Annotated in this window: 21 protein-coding genes, 10 tRNA genes and 1 rRNA gene; 31 read left to right on the top strand and 1 reads right to left on the bottom strand. The window is 45.1% G+C overall.

Translation table 11 applies throughout. The annotated features are described in order from the left end of the window. The first annotated feature begins 12 nt into the window (after positions 1-12). The 14 genes from acpS to ACQCV8_RS14020 all read left to right on the top strand — a co-directional run bounded on the left by acpS (position 13) and on the right by ACQCV8_RS14020 (position 11,311). A complete protein-coding gene (gene acpS, locus ACQCV8_RS14085; protein ID WP_426845364.1) occupies positions 13-378 on the top strand; it encodes a holo-ACP synthase in 366 nt (121 codons plus the stop codon). A gap of 103 nt (positions 379-481) precedes the next feature. Next, positions 482-1,495, top strand: a complete 1,014-nt coding sequence (locus ACQCV8_RS14080; RefSeq protein WP_426845362.1) for a LolA family protein — start codon at positions 482-484, stop codon at positions 1,493-1,495. A gap of 530 nt (positions 1,496-2,025) precedes the next feature. Further along, entirely contained in the window at positions 2,026-3,204 is a 1,179-nt protein-coding gene (gene alr / locus ACQCV8_RS14075; RefSeq protein ID WP_426845360.1) for an alanine racemase, read from the top strand. A gap of 133 nt (positions 3,205-3,337) precedes the next feature. Continuing rightward, on the top strand, positions 3,338-3,619 hold the full coding sequence (locus ACQCV8_RS14070) for a CopG family ribbon-helix-helix protein (protein WP_035404384.1): 282 nt from the start codon (positions 3,338-3,340) through the stop codon (positions 3,617-3,619). A gap of 4 nt (positions 3,620-3,623) precedes the next feature. Then, complete coding sequence (ndoA, locus tag ACQCV8_RS14065) at positions 3,624-3,974, top strand: type II toxin-antitoxin system endoribonuclease NdoA (RefSeq protein WP_035404386.1); 351 nt, start codon at positions 3,624-3,626, stop codon at positions 3,972-3,974. Between the two features lie 222 nt (positions 3,975-4,196). Beyond that, positions 4,197-5,033 (top strand): STAS domain-containing protein, encoded by an 837-nt coding sequence (locus ACQCV8_RS14060; RefSeq protein WP_426845358.1) that lies wholly within the window; start codon positions 4,197-4,199, stop codon positions 5,031-5,033. Then, entirely contained in the window at positions 5,030-5,395 is a 366-nt protein-coding gene (locus ACQCV8_RS14055; RefSeq protein WP_123913333.1) for an STAS domain-containing protein, read from the top strand. The genes ACQCV8_RS14060 and ACQCV8_RS14055 overlap by 4 nt, the downstream gene beginning before the upstream one ends. Positions 5,396-5,398: 3 nt before the next feature. Continuing rightward, positions 5,399-5,800: an anti-sigma regulatory factor gene (locus ACQCV8_RS14050; protein ID WP_123913334.1), complete on the top strand. Its 402-nt coding sequence runs from the start codon at positions 5,399-5,401 to the stop codon at positions 5,798-5,800. 10 nt (positions 5,801-5,810) lie between these two features. Next, complete coding sequence (locus tag ACQCV8_RS14045) at positions 5,811-6,818, top strand: PP2C family protein-serine/threonine phosphatase (RefSeq protein ID WP_426845355.1); 1,008 nt, start codon at positions 5,811-5,813, stop codon at positions 6,816-6,818. 62 nt (positions 6,819-6,880) lie between these two features. Beyond that, a complete protein-coding gene (locus tag ACQCV8_RS14040; RefSeq protein ID WP_426845353.1) occupies positions 6,881-7,213 on the top strand; it encodes an anti-sigma factor antagonist in 333 nt (110 codons plus the stop codon). Then, complete coding sequence (gene rsbW / locus ACQCV8_RS14035; RefSeq protein ID WP_426845351.1) at positions 7,210-7,692, top strand: anti-sigma B factor RsbW; 483 nt, start codon at positions 7,210-7,212, stop codon at positions 7,690-7,692. The genes ACQCV8_RS14040 and rsbW overlap by 4 nt, the downstream gene beginning before the upstream one ends. Further along, positions 7,658-8,449: an RNA polymerase sigma factor SigB gene (gene sigB / locus ACQCV8_RS14030; protein ID WP_426845349.1), complete on the top strand. Its 792-nt coding sequence runs from the start codon at positions 7,658-7,660 to the stop codon at positions 8,447-8,449. The genes rsbW and sigB overlap by 35 nt, the downstream gene beginning before the upstream one ends. Next, complete coding sequence (locus ACQCV8_RS14025; protein ID WP_426845347.1) at positions 8,446-9,045, top strand: PP2C family serine/threonine-protein phosphatase; 600 nt, start codon at positions 8,446-8,448, stop codon at positions 9,043-9,045. Before sigB ends, ACQCV8_RS14025 begins: the two co-directional genes overlap by 4 nt. 103 nt (positions 9,046-9,148) lie before the next feature. Further along, positions 9,149-11,311: a Tex family protein gene (locus ACQCV8_RS14020; protein WP_426845577.1), complete on the top strand. Its 2,163-nt coding sequence runs from the start codon at positions 9,149-9,151 to the stop codon at positions 11,309-11,311. Between the two features lie 223 nt (positions 11,312-11,534). Here ACQCV8_RS14020 and cmpA read toward each other — a convergent pair whose 3' ends face one another. After that, complete coding sequence (gene cmpA, locus ACQCV8_RS14015) at positions 11,535-11,645, bottom strand: cortex morphogenetic protein CmpA (protein WP_426845345.1); 111 nt, start codon at positions 11,643-11,645, stop codon at positions 11,535-11,537. A gap of 108 nt (positions 11,646-11,753) precedes the next feature. On the opposite strand from cmpA, the gene ACQCV8_RS14010 reads away from it, so the two are divergent. The 17 genes from ACQCV8_RS14010 to ACQCV8_RS13930 form a co-directional block, all read left to right on the top strand. Next, a complete protein-coding gene (locus ACQCV8_RS14010) occupies positions 11,754-12,203 on the top strand; it encodes a SprT family protein (RefSeq protein WP_426845344.1) in 450 nt (149 codons plus the stop codon). A gap of 139 nt (positions 12,204-12,342) precedes the next feature. After that, positions 12,343-12,417: transfer RNA gene (locus ACQCV8_RS14005), tRNA-Asn, on the top strand. A 24-nt stretch (positions 12,418-12,441) separates the two neighbouring features. Next, positions 12,442-12,532: transfer RNA gene (locus ACQCV8_RS14000), tRNA-Ser, on the top strand. A 14-nt stretch (positions 12,533-12,546) separates the two neighbouring features. Continuing rightward, positions 12,547-12,618, top strand: a tRNA-Glu gene (locus ACQCV8_RS13995). A gap of 81 nt (positions 12,619-12,699) precedes the next feature. Then, positions 12,700-12,774: transfer RNA gene (locus ACQCV8_RS13990), tRNA-Gln, on the top strand. A gap of 3 nt (positions 12,775-12,777) precedes the next feature. Continuing rightward, positions 12,778-12,853, top strand: a tRNA-Lys gene (locus ACQCV8_RS13985). Between the two features lie 14 nt (positions 12,854-12,867). Further along, positions 12,868-12,949: transfer RNA gene (locus ACQCV8_RS13980), tRNA-Leu, on the top strand. Positions 12,950-12,969: 20 nt separating this feature from the next. After that, positions 12,970-13,052, top strand: a tRNA-Leu gene (locus ACQCV8_RS13975). 189 nt (positions 13,053-13,241) lie between these two features. Then, entirely contained in the window at positions 13,242-13,841 is a 600-nt protein-coding gene (locus tag ACQCV8_RS13970; protein ID WP_426845342.1) for a TetR/AcrR family transcriptional regulator, read from the top strand. Between the two features lie 179 nt (positions 13,842-14,020). Then, on the top strand, positions 14,021-14,305 hold the full coding sequence (locus ACQCV8_RS13965) for a hypothetical protein (protein WP_426845340.1): 285 nt from the start codon (positions 14,021-14,023) through the stop codon (positions 14,303-14,305). Positions 14,306-14,325: 20 nt separating this feature from the next. Beyond that, positions 14,326-14,871: a DUF4097 family beta strand repeat-containing protein gene (locus ACQCV8_RS13960; protein ID WP_426845338.1), complete on the top strand. Its 546-nt coding sequence runs from the start codon at positions 14,326-14,328 to the stop codon at positions 14,869-14,871. Between the two features lie 23 nt (positions 14,872-14,894). Next, entirely contained in the window at positions 14,895-15,554 is a 660-nt protein-coding gene (locus tag ACQCV8_RS13955; RefSeq protein ID WP_426845336.1) for a hypothetical protein, read from the top strand. Positions 15,555-15,660: 106 nt separating this feature from the next. Further along, entirely contained in the window at positions 15,661-16,632 is a 972-nt protein-coding gene (locus ACQCV8_RS13950) for a TraB/GumN family protein (RefSeq protein WP_426845334.1), read from the top strand. A 480-nt stretch (positions 16,633-17,112) separates the two neighbouring features. After that, positions 17,113-17,189 (top strand) — tRNA-Arg (locus ACQCV8_RS13945). A gap of 25 nt (positions 17,190-17,214) precedes the next feature. Further along, a tRNA-Pro gene (locus tag ACQCV8_RS13940) sits at positions 17,215-17,291 on the top strand. Positions 17,292-17,310: 19 nt separating this feature from the next. Further along, positions 17,311-17,384 (top strand) — tRNA-Gly (locus tag ACQCV8_RS13935). A gap of 87 nt (positions 17,385-17,471) precedes the next feature. After that, positions 17,472-17,569, top strand: a 16S ribosomal RNA gene (locus tag ACQCV8_RS13930); the annotation flags it as partial.

The raw sequence follows: 17,569 nt of genomic DNA, 5'->3' as shown, positions 1-17,569 counted from the left end.
CAGGGGGACCCGATGATTACAGGAATTGGACTGGATATAGTGGAAATCAACAGAATACGGGCTTTGGAGGATCGGCAGCCCCGTTTCGCAGAACGTATTCTAGGCGAAAAAGAGCTGAAGATTTACCGGGGGTTAAAAGGTTTGCGGAGGACAGAATTTCTGGCAGGCCGGTTTGCGGGAAAAGAAGCTTTTGCTAAAGCATCCGGCCTCGGCATTGGAAAATCGCTAAGCTTTCAGGATATTCAAATCACAAAAGAAAAAAGCGGCAAACCGGTTGCTGAATCCCCGCACTTAGGCGGAACAGCCGTTCACGTTTCCATTACCCATACGAAAGAATATGCTGCCGCACAGATTATCCTCGAGAGCCTGTCAAGCTAGTCTGCATATTCACCCGCTCCGCCTCATATATTTGTATCGGAATGAGAGAGACAAGTGTTAAACACTGTTTTTCTGTGAGATAAAACAAAGGGGCTGAAAAAGGGTGAAAAGAAGCTTATGGTTATTGCTTGCAGGACTTATGGCTGTTTTTCTATTGTCTGCATGCGGGGACAAATCCCAGAATGACGTGGTCAAGGGGCTGGATAAGAAGGTAGAGGAGCTGAAAAGCTACAAAACCAATGCGAAAATGACGCTGCAGACGGGAAGCGAGCCGCAGGTATATGATGTGGAAATCTGGTTTAAAGAGCCATCCTTTTACCGCGTCAATTTGAAAAACCCGGCTAAAGAACAGAGCCAGATGATTCTCCGGAATGAAGAAGGTGTCTATGTTTTGACGCCGGCACTGAACAAAAGCTTCCGTTTCCAAAGCGAGTGGCCGAAAAACAGCAGCCAGGCCTATCTGTTTGAATCCCTCGTAAAAGATGTGATCGCCGATAAAAAAGCAGTTTTCAAGGCAACAGATAAGCAGTATGTATTCGAAACAAAAACCAATTATCAAAACAATTCAATGCTTCCAATGCAGGAAATCACCTTCAATAAGAAGGATCTGTCACCAGCGAGTGTAAAGGTGATGGACCCGGACCGCAACGCTCTTATGACCGTAGAGTTCAAAAACTTTGAATTTAATCCTTCCTTTGATAAAGATTCCTTTAATATGGAGAAAAACATGTCCTACGGAATGATGGATATGCCGGCAGCAGCGCCAGTGAACAAAGAGCCTTTTGCTGTCAAATATCCGATGGAATTCCCTGAAGGGGTCAAGCTCATTCAGGAAAAAGAGCTTGAAACAAGCAACGGGAAGCGCATTGTCATGACATTTGGCGGTGAGAAGTCCTTTACGATGATTCAGGAAAGAGCCCGTGTATCCCCGGCTTCCGCGAAGGCGGTTGCAGTAAGCGGGGACCCGGCTGATCTCGGATTTACAGTCGGGACGATTACAGAAAACTCCATCTCCTGGATTGCCGACGGGGTGGAATACATGATTGCCTCCGAGGATATGACACAGGATGAAATGATGGATGCGGCGAGGTCCGTACAAGGTCAGGCAGCGAAATAACGTGCGAAAAAGTGCTTAGAGCTGGCTCTAGGCACTTTTTTTACGCCTGCTGGAGGGTTTAATAAATGGCCTTTCCTCCGTCCCCCGCCCCACTAAAGCGCCAAACCTCCGACACCGCTTTGATGTGCACCTTGCAGGACTGGGGTTTGCGAAGTCTATGCTCTGTCCCTGAAAAGCCTGAAAAATGGGGTCGGAGGCTGCCTCCGACCCGGCTTATGTCTGCTTGAATTCCTCTGTCCCCCATGACCAAATATAGCTGTGGGAGTAAGGATGCGGCGATTCTGCCTCTGTCCCCCTGTCCTTTAACGCAGCAGGGGTCGGAGGCATCAGACAGGGCGATCTGGCCAGCCAATCGTTCAGTCATTCTGCTGCACTGTTCTTAAAACGTTTGGTTCATAAACAAGGCCGGGTAATCTCAGTAAACGCCTTCGCCGGAAAATCATTTCCGTTCCAGCCCTCTGTTTGACAAGTGCAGTGCCGGAATCGGATAATCGTTAATAGGTTAAATTTTGGCGGAGGATGAGCAGGGAATGAATGAGAATGTTTCTTTTTACCGTGATACTTGGGCAGAAATTAATTTGGACGCCATTGAATACAATGTAAAGAGCATGGTGGAGCATCTTGGAGGGGAAGGGACGGTCATTGCGGTTGTTAAGGCAAATGCATATGGGCATGGAGATTATGAAGTTGCCTGTGCCGCTCTTGAAGCAGGGGCTGATATGCTTGCTGTAGCATTCGTAGATGAAGCTATTTCCTTAAGAGAAAAAGGGATGAAGGTGCCGATTCTTGTTCTGGGTGCTTCAAGACCAGAGGATGTTCAGGTAAGCATAGACTATGACATCACACTCACAGCAATCTCACTGGAATGGGTAAAAAAGGCAGAGCAGTTTGCAAAAGAAGGAGTTCTTCAATTTCATATTAAGCTGGATACAGGCATGGGGAGGCTTGGGATTACTGAAAAAGAGGAATTGGACGAACTCATTCAGTTTGCTGCCGATTCTTCGAGTCTCAGCGTCCGTGGAATCTTTACTCACTTTGCTGCAGCGGATGAGCTGGAATCAGATTATACCGACTGCCAATTTGCTGCTTTTAAAAAGCTTTTGGGAGGGATCAGCAATAAAGAATGGCTGATTCACTGTGCCAACAGTGCGGCCGGTCTCCGGTTTAAGGACCGTATTTTTAATACTGTCAGACTTGGAATTGCGATGTATGGCCTGTCCCCTTCAAAGGAAATGAATAAAGAGCTTCCCTATTCGCTGCAAGAGGCCCTTTCGCTCCATACGAAAATCGTTCATGTTAAAAAGCTTCCAAAGGGCGGAAAGGTAAGCTACGGTGCCACTTATACAGCGCAGGAAGATGAGTGGATCGGGACGCTGCCGGTCGGCTATGCGGACGGCTGGCTGCGGCAGCTGAAAGAGTCGGAGGTAATTGCAGGGGGAAAGCGGGTTCAAATAATCGGCAGAATTTGCATGGATCAGTGTATGATCAGGCTTCCGGAAAAAATGCCGGAGGGGACTAAAGTTACGCTGATTGGAAGACAGGCAGAAGAATATATTCCGATTGACGAAATAGCAGACCGCCTCGAAACGATTAATTACGAAATCCCTTGTATTTTGTCGGCCCGAGTCCCCCGTATGTTTTTGCGGAATAAGAGTATAATGGAAGTTAGGAACCCCATTATCCAATCACATTCAGCTTCGAAAGGCTGATGGATAGGGCTTGGTCATGGCTGCTTTCCATTAAGAGACAATTTAGAAAATAGTTTGCTTCTCTCATGAATAGTGGTATGATTGACTATGGAATTGAATAACGGGTGTGCAAGTTTGGTGGAGGTGTATGTTTGTGTCTGAATCCAGCGCAACGACTGAAATTATGATCCGCTTACCGCAGACATTAGTGTCAGAATTGGACAGTCTTGTCAAACAAGAGAACGGAAATCGAAGCGAGCTTATTTATCAGGCGACAAAAATGTATCTTCGTGAACGCAAAAAACGCCAAATCCGTGAATCCATGAGACGCGGATACATGGAAATGGCCAAGATTAACCTCAATATTGCTTCCGAAGCTTTCATGGCAGAATCAGAGGCTGATCATACCGTAGACCGCTTAGTAAGCGGAGGTTGATCCTTTGATTGTTAAACGCGGCGACGTTTATTTTGCTGATTTATCTCCTGTGGTGGGTTCTGAACAGGGTGGCGTTCGTCCAGTTTTAATCATTCAAAACGATATCGGGAACCGGTTTAGTCCTACTGTCATTGTTGCAGCGATAACTGCTCAGATTCAAAAGGCAAAATTGCCGACTCATGTCGAGATTGATGCAAAGCGCTATGGGTTTGAACGGGATTCTGTCATTTTGCTTGAGCAAATCCGTACCATAGATAAACAGAGACTAACGGATAAGATTACTCATCTTGATGATGAAATGATGGATAAAGTGGACGAAGCCTTACAGATTAGCCTCGGACTTATTGACTTTTAAGCACATACGAATGGAAAAAAGGGAGCTGCTCTATCCGGCAGCTTCCTTTTTACTATATTTTATTCTATTAAGGGAAGCGGGGCCGGGCTACGACTGGGATTAGCCAAAAGCCCACAAGTTGGAAACAAGTTTTACCGGCAGATTCCTTTTTTTTGTTTACATAAATAGGTATAATATGAGCAGTATGGTTATTTAACCTATCGGGAATAAGGGGGGTTTAACATGGCGCAGAAGGACCAATCAATTGCAGATTATATACGCGGGAACCAGACGGAAATCCTTGAAGAATGGCATGAAGCGCTTAAAGAGCTGGATGACCGTAAATATTCAGAGCTTATGTCTGAATCAGCCTACCGTAAAACAGCGCAGGAGTTTTTGAGTATTCTTCTTCAGTATATGGAAGGGTCCGCTGAAAGCCTGGATGATCTTCTTTCCGGGTTCACTGCGCGCCTGGTTCAGGCAGGCTGGTCGCTTACTTTTATCACAAAAGGAATGAAGAAGCTCGGCATCATTATTTTTTCCGGCATGACAAAGGACGCTTCAGAAGACCGCAAGATGCAATTGGTCTGGGAATTTGACCGGGAATTCTCCCCATTGTCAGAAGAACTGCTTTTTGAATATGCATCTTCATGGGAAAGGACGGTCTCACTGCAGAAAATTGCCCTGCAGGAATTATCCGCCCCTCTTATTCCTGTTTTCGAACATATAACGGTCATGCCTTTAGTCGGCACGATTGATACTGAAAGAGCGAAACGAATCATGGAAAATCTGCTCGATGGCGTTGTAAAGCACCGCTCGCAAGTCGTGCTGATCGATATAACCGGCGTACCGGTAGTGGATACAATGGTCGCTCACCATATCATTCAGGCATCAGAAGCGGTTCGGCTGGTAGGGGCAAAGTGCCTTCTTGTCGGTATTCGCCCGGAAATCGCTCAGACAATTGTGAATCTCGGAATCAGCCTAAATCAGATTACGACGAAAAATTCACTTCAAAAAGGTATTGAAGCGGCATTGGAAATGACCAATAGAAATATTGTTTCAACGGGGGAATCAGAATGAGAACGCCTAGAATACCTATCCTTAAATTAAAAGATTGTCTGCTCATTTCCATACAATGGGAGCTGGATGATCAAACCGCTCTGCAATTCCAGGAAGATCTGCTTCACAAAATTCACGAAACAGGAGCAAATGGAGTCGTCATTGATCTGACTTCTGTTGATGTGATTGATTCGTTTATCGCCAAGGTTCTTGGAGATGTGATCAGCATGTCCAAATTAATGGGCGCAGCGGTTGTTCTTACAGGCATCCAGCCTGCTGTAGCTATAACGCTGATTGAGCTCGGCATTCAGCTGGAGGATGTAAAAACCGCACTAGATTTAGAAAAAGGACTTGAGACACTTCAGCAGGAATTGGGGGAATAGCCAATGGACAACCAATCCTGCGTGAAAATAGTGACTGAGTGGGATATCGTTGCAGCGCGGCAGCTGGGGCGCAATGTAGCGAAGGAGCTTGGCTTCGGAACGGTCGACCAGGCAAGAATAACCACCGCCATCTCTGAATTGGCAAGAAACATTTATCTATATGCCGGCCAGGGCCAGCTTTGTATAGAACAAATAGAAGAATACGGCAAAAGAGGACTGAAAATAATAGCCATTGATAGCGGTCCTGGAATTCCTGATATCAGAAAGGTAATGGAAGATGGATTTTCGACCTCAGGAGGACTTGGCGCCGGGTTGCCAGGTGTGAAACGGCTGATGGATGAGTTTAACATTCAGTCTGCTGCTGGAGAAGGGACCGACATAAGGGCGGTCAAATGGCTTCGCTAGGAGGCTGATTATGGAATTCAAGGAAGTTGTAGAAACGAAGTATCGTGAATTGCTTCATAATTATATAAATGAGATGACAGAGACGGCACTTTATCAGGGGCAGAAATTCAGCAGGCAGACGCTGCAGCAGCAAATTCCGCCTGAAGAGATTGTCAGCATACACAGGAAGGTCCTTCAGGAACTGTATCCGGACATCCAAAATGATGTCCTGAATTCCCTGGATTTCCTTCTTGAAGTGATGATAGGATACGGGCTTGCTTATCAGGAGCATCAGATTTTAAGGGATAAGCAGCTGGAGATTAAATCTGAGATTGAGATTGCTGCCAATGTTCAGCAGACCCTGCTTGAAACGAAAATTCCTGTGTGCGATGCTCTCGATATCGGAGCTGTAAGCATTCCGTCCAAACAGATGAACGGAGATTATCATCATTTTGTCCAGGATGACAAACATATTAGTATAGCGCTGGCGGATGTGATTGGGAAAGGCATCCCGGCTGCCCTTTGTATGTCGATGATCAAATACACAATGGACAGTCTTCCCGAATCAAGGAAAGATCCTGGGTATGTTTTGGAAAATTTAAACCGGGTAGTAGAACAGAATGTGGACCCGAGTATGTTTATCACGATGTTCTATGGAATGTATGATCTTCACTCCCACGAGTTTTCCTATGCTTCAGCCGGCCATGAGCCGGGATTTTATTACTGCAAGGAAAAAGACCGTTTTGCTGATCTGGATGCAAAAGGTCTTGTGCTTGGCGTTGACCAGAATGTGAAGTACATGCAGTATGACCTTAAGGTAGAAAAAGGAGATATGGTCGTTCTGCTGTCAGATGGCGTCTCCGAAAGCAAATCGGAGGAAGAGTTTGTTGAGAGAAGTCATATTACTGACATGATCAGAAAATATGAGCATCTGCCGGCTCAGAAAATTGCAGACACGATTTATAAGGAATTCTTATCTATGCAGGACTTTCAATTAAGGGATGATTTTACCTTTATTATTATCCGCAGAAATGTTTAATAGTTTATGGCAAAGGGTAGGAAACTAGTAGCATAAATTGTATTGGTCTGAGGTGACTATAGATGAATTTAAAGACAGTTATTGAAAATATGGATCAGCACACGAAGGTAACGGTTGCTGGTGAAATTGACGCTTATACAGCTCCAAAGCTTAGAGAGGAACTCCTCCCGCTAGCAGATGAAAGCGAACCGAAGCTTGTCATCAATCTCCGGGATGTTTCGTATATGGACAGCACAGGGCTCGGAGTATTTGTTGGACTCCTCAAAAATGTGCGCAAGAATAACGGCGAACTGCAGCTTGTCGAGTTATCAGAACGTCTGGAAAGACTATTCACAATCACAGGTCTTAATGACATCATCGATATTTCATCAAAAGCAGAGGGTGGGGTACAATGAATTCAATTGTGGACTACATTGAAATGAAGATTCCTGCAAGACCAGAATATGTTGGCATTGTAAGGCTTACACTTTCCGGCATTGCGAGCCGCATGGGTTACTCATATGATGAAATTGAAGATTTGAAAATTGCCACAAGCGAAGCGTGCACGAACGCAGTGCAGCATGCTTATAAAAATGTAGATAAAGGTGAAGTAACCATTGGTTTTGGGTTATATGAAGACCGGCTTGAAGTAATGGTTTCTGATACTGGACAAAGCTTCAATTTTGAAGAGAAGAAAAAGGAGTTAGGGCCTTATTCTTCAGGTTCCAGTGTAGATTCCCTGCCGGAAGGAGGGTTAGGCCTTTACTTGATGGAAACGCTCATGGATGAGGTCCGGGTGCAAATCAGCACAGGAGTCACCGTATTTTTAACCAAGTTCTTAAATGGGGAGCGGGTGAATCATGACACAACCATCACAAACTACGAAGCTAACTAAGGAGCAAGTAAACGAACTGATAACCGCTTACCAGGAAACACAGGATGACCAGGCTCAGACGGATCTTGTCCATCACTACAGAGGGCTTGTGGAAACGCTGGCTAAGAAATATTCCCGCGGTAAAAGTTTTCACGAAGACCTGCTGCAGGTAGGAATGATCGGTCTTTTAGGCGCTATCAGAAGATACGACTCAGAGGTCGGAAAATCCTTCGAGGCTTTTGCGATTCCAACCATTATCGGGGAAATCAAGCGGTTTCTGCGCGATAAGACGTGGAGCGTTCATGTGCCAAGAAGAATAAAAGAGCTCGGACCGAAGATTAAAGCAGCTGTAGATGAACTGACAAACAGTCTGCAGCGCTCACCGAAAGTTTATGAAATAGCAGATTATCTTCAGGTGACAGAGGAAGAGGTCCTTGAAACGATGGAGATGGGAAAAAGCTATCAGGCGCTTTCCGTTGATCACTCCATTGAAGCGGATCCTGACGGCAGCACCGTTACCATCCTGGATATCGTCGGTTCTCAGGATGACGGATTTGAACGGGTTAATCAGCGAATGATGCTGGAAAGCGTTCTTCACGTTTTATCTGAACGGGAAAAACAAATTATCCAGCTTACGTTTATCGACAATAAAAGCCAAAAAGAAGCTGGCGAAGAACTGGGTATCTCGCAAATGCATGTTTCACGCCTTCAAAGGAGAGCCATTCATAAGCTGAAGGAAGCTCTGGCAGCTGATAAGTCAGTGGAGTATTATCAATGATCGTCCGTGAAACGAACGAACGCATTCAAGCTCTGGCTTTTCAGCTGCAGAAAAAAGGAAAGTCCCAGTGCGGCGACAGTTTTTTTATGAAAACAACGGATAAGTACTTCGTTTGTGTATTGGCGGATGGACTGGGAAGCGGGGAACTGGCTCATGAATCTTCGCAGGCCATCAGTGATATAGTGGAAAGATACCATGAAGAAGACATAAACCAGCTGCTAATCCGCTGCAATGAGGAACTGAAAACGAAGCGGGGCGCTACGGTATCCATATTTAAAATGACGTTTTCCGATCAGCGGCTAGCTTATGGATCGATTGGCAATATACGTTTTGTCATGTACAATCCTGCAGGAGACTTCGTCTATCCACTGCCCGTCCTCGGTTACATGTCCGGCAAACCTCAAAAATTTAAAGTAAACTCCTACCAATATCAGCCAGGTGCAAAATTCATTGTCCATTCAGATGGCTTAAAGGTATCTGCCATAAAGTCACTTCTGCGTGACTATGCGACGGTAGAAGACATTTCTGAAGCGTTAATGTCCCATACGGAAGATCGCGATGATGATCTCACTTATATAGCCGGTCAAATTTTTTAACGAGCTTAAAAAATTTACCGGCTATTTATTTTGCAATTGCTTAAGTCCCTGCTATTTTTGATATGATAGAACCATCTCAGTTATCGGAGGATGTATTATGGAACTGGAAAATCAGGAACGTTTACTGAAAGTATTAAATGAAAATTTGGGAATCCCTTATAAACAAGTGAAAAGTGTGATTGATTTGTTGGAGGAAGGGAATACAGTTCCTTTTATAGCACGCTACCGGAAAGAAAAAACGGGTGCGCTTGATGAAGTGCAAATCCGCGACATATCTGAGTCATGGCAATACATGCTGAACCTCGAAAACCGTAAGGAAGAGGTAATCCGGCTAATCGAGGAGCAGGGAAAGCTCACTGGTGAATTGAAGAGCGAAATCTCGTCCGCAGTCAAGCTTCAGCAAGTGGAAGATCTGTACCGGCCTTTTAAGCAAAAACGGCGCACAAAGGCCACAGTTGCAAAGGAAAAGGGGCTGGAACCGCTGGCTGAATGGCTAATCCAGCTTCCAGCCTCTGAAGAGCCGCTGGAAAAGGCGAAAAGCTTTATTAATCCTGATAAAGAAGTTGAAACAGCTGAAGCTGCCTTAGAAGGTGCGAAGGATATTGTAGCGGAAAAGGTTGCAGATGAACCGGTTTACCGAAATTGGATCCGGGAGCAAACCTTAAAAAAGGGCATCCTTGCTACATCTGCTAAAGACCCGGCGAAAGACGAAAAAAATGTATACGAAATGTATTATGAGTACGAGGAACCTGTACATAAGGCTGCACCGCATCGGGTATTAGCCATGAACCGCGGGGAAAAAGAAGGGATACTAAGAGTAGTGGTCAATCCGCCAGCCGACCAAATCCTTTCCTACTTATTCAAAAAACAGCTCGGATCTAAACAAACCTCTGTTAAACAGCTCATGGAAGAAGCGATAGAGGATGCATATAAGCGCCTGATCGAACCATCCGTGGAAAGAGAAATCAGAAAAGAGCTGACCGAAAAAGCGGACGCACAGGCTATCCACATTTTTTCAGAAAACTTACGAAATCTCCTTTTGCAGCCGCCTTTAAAAGGGAGAGTCGTACTTGGGCTGGATCCCGCTTATCGTACTGGCTGCAAGCTGGCCGTAGTTACAGAGACCGGTAAAGTGGAGCATATTGGCGTCATCTATCCTCATGCACCAGTGAATAAGCGGGAGGAAGCGCTCAAAGCCATACTTAAATTAATCGATGCCCATAACGTTGAAGTGATAGCTGTAGGAAATGGAACAGCTTCAAGAGAAAGCGAACAGCTTGTGGCAGATGCGATTGAACAGTCCGGCAAAGACGTTGCCTATCTGATTGTCAATGAGGCAGGAGCAAGTGTTTATTCCGCATCTGATTTAGCAAGAGAAGAATTCCCTGATTTAAAAGTAGAAGAAAGAAGTGCTGTATCAATAGCCCGAAGGCTCCAGGATCCCCTTGCAGAGCTGGTGAAAATCGATCCAAAGTCTGTTGGAGTCGGTCAATACCAGCATGATGTCAGTCAGAAAAACCTGAATGACTCCCTTACATTTGTCGTGGAAACTGTAGTTAACAGAGTAGGTGTCAACGTAAACACCGCATCCCCTGCTCTTCTTCAATATGTATCAGGGCTGTCAAAAACAGTGGCACAGAACATTGTGAAGAAAAGAGAAGAGCTTGGAAAAATTACAAACAGGACCCAGCTGAAAGGAATTCCCCGACTGGGAGCGAAAACATACGAACAGGCGGTAGGGTTCCTGAGAATTATAGACGGAGACCAGCCTTTGGACCGCACGTCCATTCATCCGGAGAGCTATAAAGAAGTATCAGGCCTGCTTAAGCGCCTCGGTGCTTCCGCTGAAGATTTGGGAAGCGCAAATCTAAAAGAACAAATACAAGGTTTGAATCTTAAGGAGACGGCAGCAGAATTTGGAATAGGCGAGCTTACTCTTAAAGATATATGTGACGCTTTAATTCAGCCCGGCCGTGACCCGAGGGATGAGGCGGCAAAACCATTGCTGAAGAAGAACGTTTTAAAGCTTGAAGATTTGAGCAAAGGGCTGGAGCTCCAGGGTACTGTTAGAAATGTCGTGGATTTCGGCGCATTTATCGATATTGGGGTAAAACAGGACGGATTGGTCCATATTTCGAAGCTTAGCCGGCAATATGTAAAGCATCCGCTGGATGTGGTAAGCGTTGGCGATGTCGTAACTGTATGGGTGGACTCGGTGGATGTTCAAAAGGGCAGGGTTTCACTGACGATGCTCTCCGGTCAATAGCAAATAGAGTGCATGATTTTCGTCGGCATCAATTGTACCCGGAACAAGAACACCTGCACGGTTCGTCGCTAAAGGGCTCTTCCATATGACCCAAGTACTCTGCCAGCCAAACAGTCGAGGTTCCCACCCGAAAAACTTTTCCCGGCTGGATGACCAGCCACTTTCAGCCGGCGATTTTTGGCCGATCACCTTATTTTTATCGCAAGGCCAACACTGCTTCCTTTCAGCAGTGTTTTTTTCTGTAAAAATACCAGCATTGATTCAGGAGCTTGATCTGGTAATGATTTTTTTCATAAAAGGCTCTCATCATCTGATTTTTAAGCCAGGACGGCATTGCTCATACCTCCTTAATCGTTATAATGGAGTATGGGTATTAGCTAGTGTATGCATGGAGGAAATGTCCTGTTCTTAGCCCAAGACCGGTAATAGAAAGGTGTTATCAATGGATCAGCAAAAGCTTCAGGCGTTAGTGGAAGAAATCTCTTCCAGCTGTTTTAATAAACCATTTACCCATAAAGCTGTCTTCAATAACAGACTGCGTTCAACCGGGGGAAGATATATGCTCTCCTCCCATGACATAGAGATCAACCCGAAGCAACTTATTGAGCATGGCGAAGAAGAGCTCGAGGGGATCATTAAACATGAGCTGTGCCATTACCACCTTCATCTTGAAGGAAAAGGGTACCGCCATCGGGATAGAGACTTCAGACACCTGCTCGCAGAAGTTGGAGCTCCGAGATTTTGTACCCCTATTCAAGCTGCAAAAGCGGTGAAAACCATCCATTTATATAAATGCAATTCCTGTCTCCAGCGCTATGAGCGAAAAAGGAGAATGGATACGCGAAAGTATGTTTGCGGGAAATGCGGCGGTCCAATCAGACACATGATTTAAAGGTTGACTGGAAGCGGGGTTATATGATAAATTATAAAAGCCGTCGGGGAAGACGAGCTTCATTTAAAAGTAATTTTCTTACGAGCATTGACTTTTAGTCATAATTTGTCTATAATCAAAGAAGTCTGCTGTTTATTATTCCGCAGTAGCTCAGTGGTAGAGCTATCGGCTGTTAACCGATCGGTCGCAGGTTCGAGTCCTGCCTGCGGAGCCATATTATTTCAGTCAGCACACGGATGGGGAAGTACTCAAGTGGCTGAAGAGGCGCCCCTGCTAAGGGTGTAGGTCGCGTAAGCGGCGCGAGGGTTCAAATCCCTCCTTCTCCGCCATCTATTATTAATACGGCCCGTTGGTCAAGCGGTTAAGACACCGCCCTTTCACGGCGGTAACACGGGTTCGAATCCCGTACGGGTCATTTTTTATTTTATGGCAGCTATTTTTCAAAGCCGGCCGGGAAATTGAGGCATTGTTCTCAGCCTGAGCCATCTATAAGCAATGGGCTATAGCCAAGCGGTAAGGCAACGGACTTTGACTCCGTCATGCGTTGGTTCGAATCCAGCTAGCCCAGCCATCCGAGCCATTAGCTCAGTCGGTAGAGCATCTGACTTTTAATCAGAGGGTCGAAGGTTCGAGTCCTTCATGGCTCACCATTTTATTTTTATACGCGGGTGTGGCGGAATTGGCAGACGCACCAGACTTAGGATCTGGCGCCTTCGGGCGTGGGGGTTCGACTCCCTTCACCCGCATTTTACTCTTACTAATTCAAGCGGTCGTGGCGGAATGGCAGACGCGCTAGGTTGAGGGCCTAGTGGGGGCAACCCCGTGGAAGTTCGACTCTTCTCGGCCGCATCATAAACGTGTTAAAATTTTATCAAAACACTAAGTACCAGGGCTTCTATAAGCTTTGGTACTTTTTTATTTCCGAACAAGCTGACCCTGTTGTAATCTTGACAGGAGTATCAGGTGCGTTTAAAATAAAAACTGAACAGTCAATCAAGATAAAAAATAAGCAATCAAATTCACTAAGGCGGAGAATGGATGAAAAACAAACAGTATTTAATAGCTGATGCGCGCAAAGAGCAAATTATTAAAGCTGCTATAGAGGTATTGAGAGATAGTGGTTATGTAAACACAAGCCTCTCTAAAATAGCCAGTAAAGCAAAGACCAGTACAGGACTGATTTCATATCATTTCTCAGGTAAAGAGGATTTAATGAACAATATCCTCGTCTATTTGGTTGAAGATGAGAAAGCTTTTATTAAGGGAAGAGTAGAAAATGAACAAACGTATTTGGGGAAATTAATGGCGTTTGTAGAAGCGGGCATAGAGTACCGGGATAAATACCGCGGAAATATCACTGCATTATTTGAGATCGTTTTTAATGTACGCACACCGGACAATGTCCCATATTTTCGGATGGAAATGAATCCAGAGGAAGAAGTGCAAGTTTGGTTAGAGGAGATCCTTTCTGAAGGAAAAAAATCAAATGAATTTAGTGATTTTGATAGCAGGGCAGTTGGGATGATGATCAGGGGGGCTATTTCATTAGCCGTGTCCTTGCCTCGAAATGAAAATGATTTAGGATTTAAAGATTACAGTGAAAAGGTAAAGGAAAACATTTTGAAAATGATTAAATAAATTTGTTTGATAAAGAAAGCTCATTTTAATCCAGATAGAGTGTAAGGCTTTCTTACACTCTTTATGAACAGAAGGATTGACTATCTATTTATCCCTAAAAACTGATTGGTTAACCAATATTTAAATTAGTTATTCACTAAACAGACTATAGAAAGTGATTTTAAAGGAGAGAGTTTTTCTTGAGCAATAAAAAGAGGTGCCTGCTGGGGATCGCACTGATTGTCTTGAGCTTCGCTGGAACGGCTTGTCAGCCGCTAAATTATGTCGACAAGTTGGCCGCGCACGAGCAAAAATGGAAGTTTACACAGGACAAATTGAGTGCGCTCACCATCGAGAGCGAATATGACGTGAACATGGAGTTCATCGCCAGCCCCAATGACACCAACTATGTGGAAGTCAGCGGCAATATGCAGCAAAACACGATCGATGAGTTAAAAAAACAGAGATCACAGGAAATACTTTAGAACTTCAACTGCAAAAGGATGTGAAATTAGTAGCACCTGCCTATAAGTCTATTAAGACGAAGGTAATTGTAGCGCTGTCGGATAAAACCAGACTGCTGCAGATCGGCTATAAAGCGAACTTCGGCGACACCAGCTTTACTGGTTTAAAGGCAGAAAATATCGACCTGTCCGTTTCTTCGGGGAAACTGCGCACGGAAGCTATCAGCGCCGGGCGGTTGAAGTTAACCTCGAAGTCCGGGGATATTACGGCGGAGCGAATCCAGGGGGATGCGAAAATCCAGATGCACTCCGGCGATATCAAGGTGGATGGGCTGAAGGGCACTCTGGCAGTGCAGTCCACTTCCGGCAACGTTAATGTAACGGGGCAGCGTTCGGATAGCATGGATATCTCCGCTCGCAGCGGAGATGTGACTTTGTCACCCGATCCGGAGTTCAAAGGATTTTTTGTCTTGAAGACCACTTCCGGAAACATCACAGCGCCCGAATCCCCTCAAGGGACGACAGACGTTATTAAGGTAAGGACAGTTTCGGGTGATATTCGGATTGGCAGGGTTTCGCCAATATAAATATACAAAAGGGAGTTGAAGAAATGTTCAAAGAGATACGCAGACGTAAAGCAGCGCGACGGGTCAAGGTCGGTAATGGGCGTCCGCTAAAGGAGTTCCGCTGGTGGCAGCCGCTATCCCGTGCACTGTTTTACCTCACATTGACAAACGATGCCGGCCGGCAAGAAGTGTTCGCAGTTGACGTCCCGTATTGGCAGCAGTTTTTCTCTGCAAATGATGATAAAGGAACTGCCCACCTTTACCTCGATGGCAAACATTACGCCGAGTCTAAACTACCTGCCGCCTTCCCCGTGGCTGGAGGAACGATCGAAGTAGCGTCCACGGTTTTTGGCCTTAGACGCTGCCATTTCGTAACCGACGAAGGTACGGTGCACCAGCTTATCCCGGATGAGAGTTCTGCTGAAGGACGGCGTGCGCGTCTCGATCGCGAACACCCCGGTTTGAGCCGCTGGATCCGTTTCATTTCGCTGATTATGCTCATTGTTCCGATGGTTCTAGCCATCCCTCAGATCCTCGATGCGGTCACTCAGGTACCCGAGATCGCTCAGCGCTTCGGGACCTTCAACTCACCTATTACCCTGCCGGTGTGGATCAACATTGGACTCGGTTTATGCGCCGCGGCAGGGAGCGTGGAGCGTGCAACGAGACTGCGCTGGAATGCATTGCTAGACGGGAACTTGTAGAAGGCAGGAGCACGTGTGAGTCAATTTATTTACGCATCCAGGGGTTCTTCAAGGCTCAGCCTTGTAGAAGGGCCTTGAGCTTTCCTATGAAAAAAAGGAGAGAGTGATGAACGACATGTCAAAATTCACATCGCTAATTTACTTTCTATTGGGTACAGTATTACTTGCTGGGTGTGCCAGTAATAATGATGTTCCATTAGAAAAAGAAGAATTAAATCAGCAATCGATCACTAAGAAAGTAAGGGAAACTGCACCAGATTATGATGCCGATGGGGGGTTCTTATGGAAAGTAACGAATGGAGAGACAACCATATATGTGCAAGGAACCTCACACTTGGGTCATGAAGACTTTTATCCGCTTGCTGCTGAAATTGAAGAAGCCTACGAGAGTTCAGATGTTGTCCTTCCGGAGGTCAATATGCTTGAGGTGAAAGTAGAGGAAGAAGAAATGAACAAACTCGCTATGTTCAAGGATGCCACGACTCTGAAAGGCGTTTTATCTGAGAAGTCTTATGCCGGGCTCTCTGATATATTTGAAGAGAATGATATGGCGATAGAAGATTATAACAGCTTTCAGCCGTGGTTTGTGGAGAGTTTGTTAAGTCAGATTAGTGTGAAGAAAAGTGATCTGGCTCCAGAGCAGGGGGTTGATTTATATTTTCTTAAACGTTCTTTAGTGGATAAAAAAGATATCGTTGAATTAGAAAGCGTTGAAATTCAAAATAAAGTGCTTAGTAATTTTAGTATGGAAACACAAGTGCGGATGCTGGAGAGTTCCATAAACGGTCACGACGAGGCAGCAGCTTCATTAAACCGATTAGGGTATAACTGGATTCAAGGCAAAGAGGATGCTTTTACTGATCAGGTTTCGGAAAGTTTCAGGGAAATTGGAGAAGAATATAAACGGGAGATGAATGATACCCGTAATATCAATATGGCAAATAAGCTTGATGAAATCTTAAAGAAAGATGACGGGCAGACCTACTTTGCTATGATTGGTTCAGCTCATGTTTTGATTAATCCGAGCGTTCCGGGTGAGCTTGAAGACAAAGGATATAATATTGAACGAATCTATTAACGGTTAATGGGGAAAAGACTGGATCATTCATAGGATGCAGTCTTTTTAAGCTATCAATATAATAATTGCCTAAGACGAACATAGATTGAATTTTCATCATTCAGGATGTGCCGGCCGCAGCGCTTCTTGCTAAAGTAAGTTCCAGAAGAGAGGGTTTTTTAATAATGTAAGTACACAGACAAAGAATGATAATTGAATGGAGCGGTGCTGTCAGATTCTATGATGGTTATCATAATAGAGATGGTGTGGAAGCGGAGGGAGGGTTCGGCTATTCCTGGCCGCGCTAAAAACATTTTGAAAATTGATGTTGACAAGTAAAAAGCGATTTGATATTATATGTAAGTCGCCGATGCGCACACAGCGCTTTTGGCTTTTGATTAGAAGGTTAGAGTTTTACCTATTCTCGGCCAGACGAAAAAAGCATTTTAAAAAAATGTTGACAAGAAATCGAAAAATTGATATTATGTATAAGTCGCCGATGCGCCCGTAGCTCAATTGGATAGAGCGTTTGACTACGGATCAAAAGGTTAGGGGTTCGACTCCTCTCGGGCGCGCCAATATAAATTTTTAAACTTGCGGTAGCGGGAAGTAGCTCAGCTTGGTAGAGCACTTGGTTTGGGACCAAGGGGTCGCAGGTTCGAATCCTGTCTTCCCGACCAGAAAGTATACATATTATATGCGGGTGTAGTTTAATGGTAAAACCTCAGCCTTCCAAGCTGATGTCGTGGGTTCGATTCCCATCACCCGCTCCAATTTACTTAAAAATGATCTTTGAAAACTAAACAAATCGAAGTGCCAACGTTAATTCTGAAGTTTTAAACAAGAGCTAGTCAAACTACTTTTTGGAGAGTTTGATCCTGGCTCAGGACGAACGCTGGCGGCGTGCCTAATACATGCAAGTCGAGCGGACCTCTTCGGAGGTCAGCGGCGGACGGGT

Source organism: Metabacillus sp. 84, from assembly GCF_050107715.1.
GTDB lineage: Bacteria > Bacillota > Bacilli > Bacillales > Bacillaceae > Metabacillus_B.
The sequence above is the reverse complement of the archived record's forward strand: the minus strand, read 5'-3'. Positions and strand labels throughout refer to the sequence as shown.

Coding starts and splice junctions, on each gene's coding strand:
- acpS (WP_426845364.1), top strand. CDS start 13: ATGATTACAGGAATTGGACTGGATATAGTGGAAATCAACAGAATACGG.
- alr (WP_426845360.1), top strand. CDS start 2,026: ATGAATGAGAATGTTTCTTTTTACCGTGATACTTGGGCAGAAATTAAT.
- ACQCV8_RS14060 (WP_426845358.1), top strand. CDS start 4,197: ATGGCGCAGAAGGACCAATCAATTGCAGATTATATACGCGGGAACCAG.
- ACQCV8_RS14055 (WP_123913333.1), top strand. CDS start 5,030: ATGAGAACGCCTAGAATACCTATCCTTAAATTAAAAGATTGTCTGCTC.
- ACQCV8_RS14050 (WP_123913334.1), top strand. CDS start 5,399: ATGGACAACCAATCCTGCGTGAAAATAGTGACTGAGTGGGATATCGTT.
- ACQCV8_RS14045 (WP_426845355.1), top strand. CDS start 5,811: ATGGAATTCAAGGAAGTTGTAGAAACGAAGTATCGTGAATTGCTTCAT.
- ACQCV8_RS14040 (WP_426845353.1), top strand. CDS start 6,881: ATGAATTTAAAGACAGTTATTGAAAATATGGATCAGCACACGAAGGTA.
- rsbW (WP_426845351.1), top strand. CDS start 7,210: ATGAATTCAATTGTGGACTACATTGAAATGAAGATTCCTGCAAGACCA.
- sigB (WP_426845349.1), top strand. CDS start 7,658: ATGACACAACCATCACAAACTACGAAGCTAACTAAGGAGCAAGTAAAC.
- ACQCV8_RS14025 (WP_426845347.1), top strand. CDS start 8,446: ATGATCGTCCGTGAAACGAACGAACGCATTCAAGCTCTGGCTTTTCAG.
- cmpA (WP_426845345.1), bottom strand. CDS start 11,645: ATGCCGTCCTGGCTTAAAAATCAGATGATGAGAGCCTTTTATGAAAAA.
- ACQCV8_RS14010 (WP_426845344.1), top strand. CDS start 11,754: ATGGATCAGCAAAAGCTTCAGGCGTTAGTGGAAGAAATCTCTTCCAGC.
- ACQCV8_RS13970 (WP_426845342.1), top strand. CDS start 13,242: ATGAAAAACAAACAGTATTTAATAGCTGATGCGCGCAAAGAGCAAATT.
- ACQCV8_RS13955 (WP_426845336.1), top strand. CDS start 14,895: ATGTTCAAAGAGATACGCAGACGTAAAGCAGCGCGACGGGTCAAGGTC.
- ACQCV8_RS13950 (WP_426845334.1), top strand. CDS start 15,661: ATGAACGACATGTCAAAATTCACATCGCTAATTTACTTTCTATTGGGT.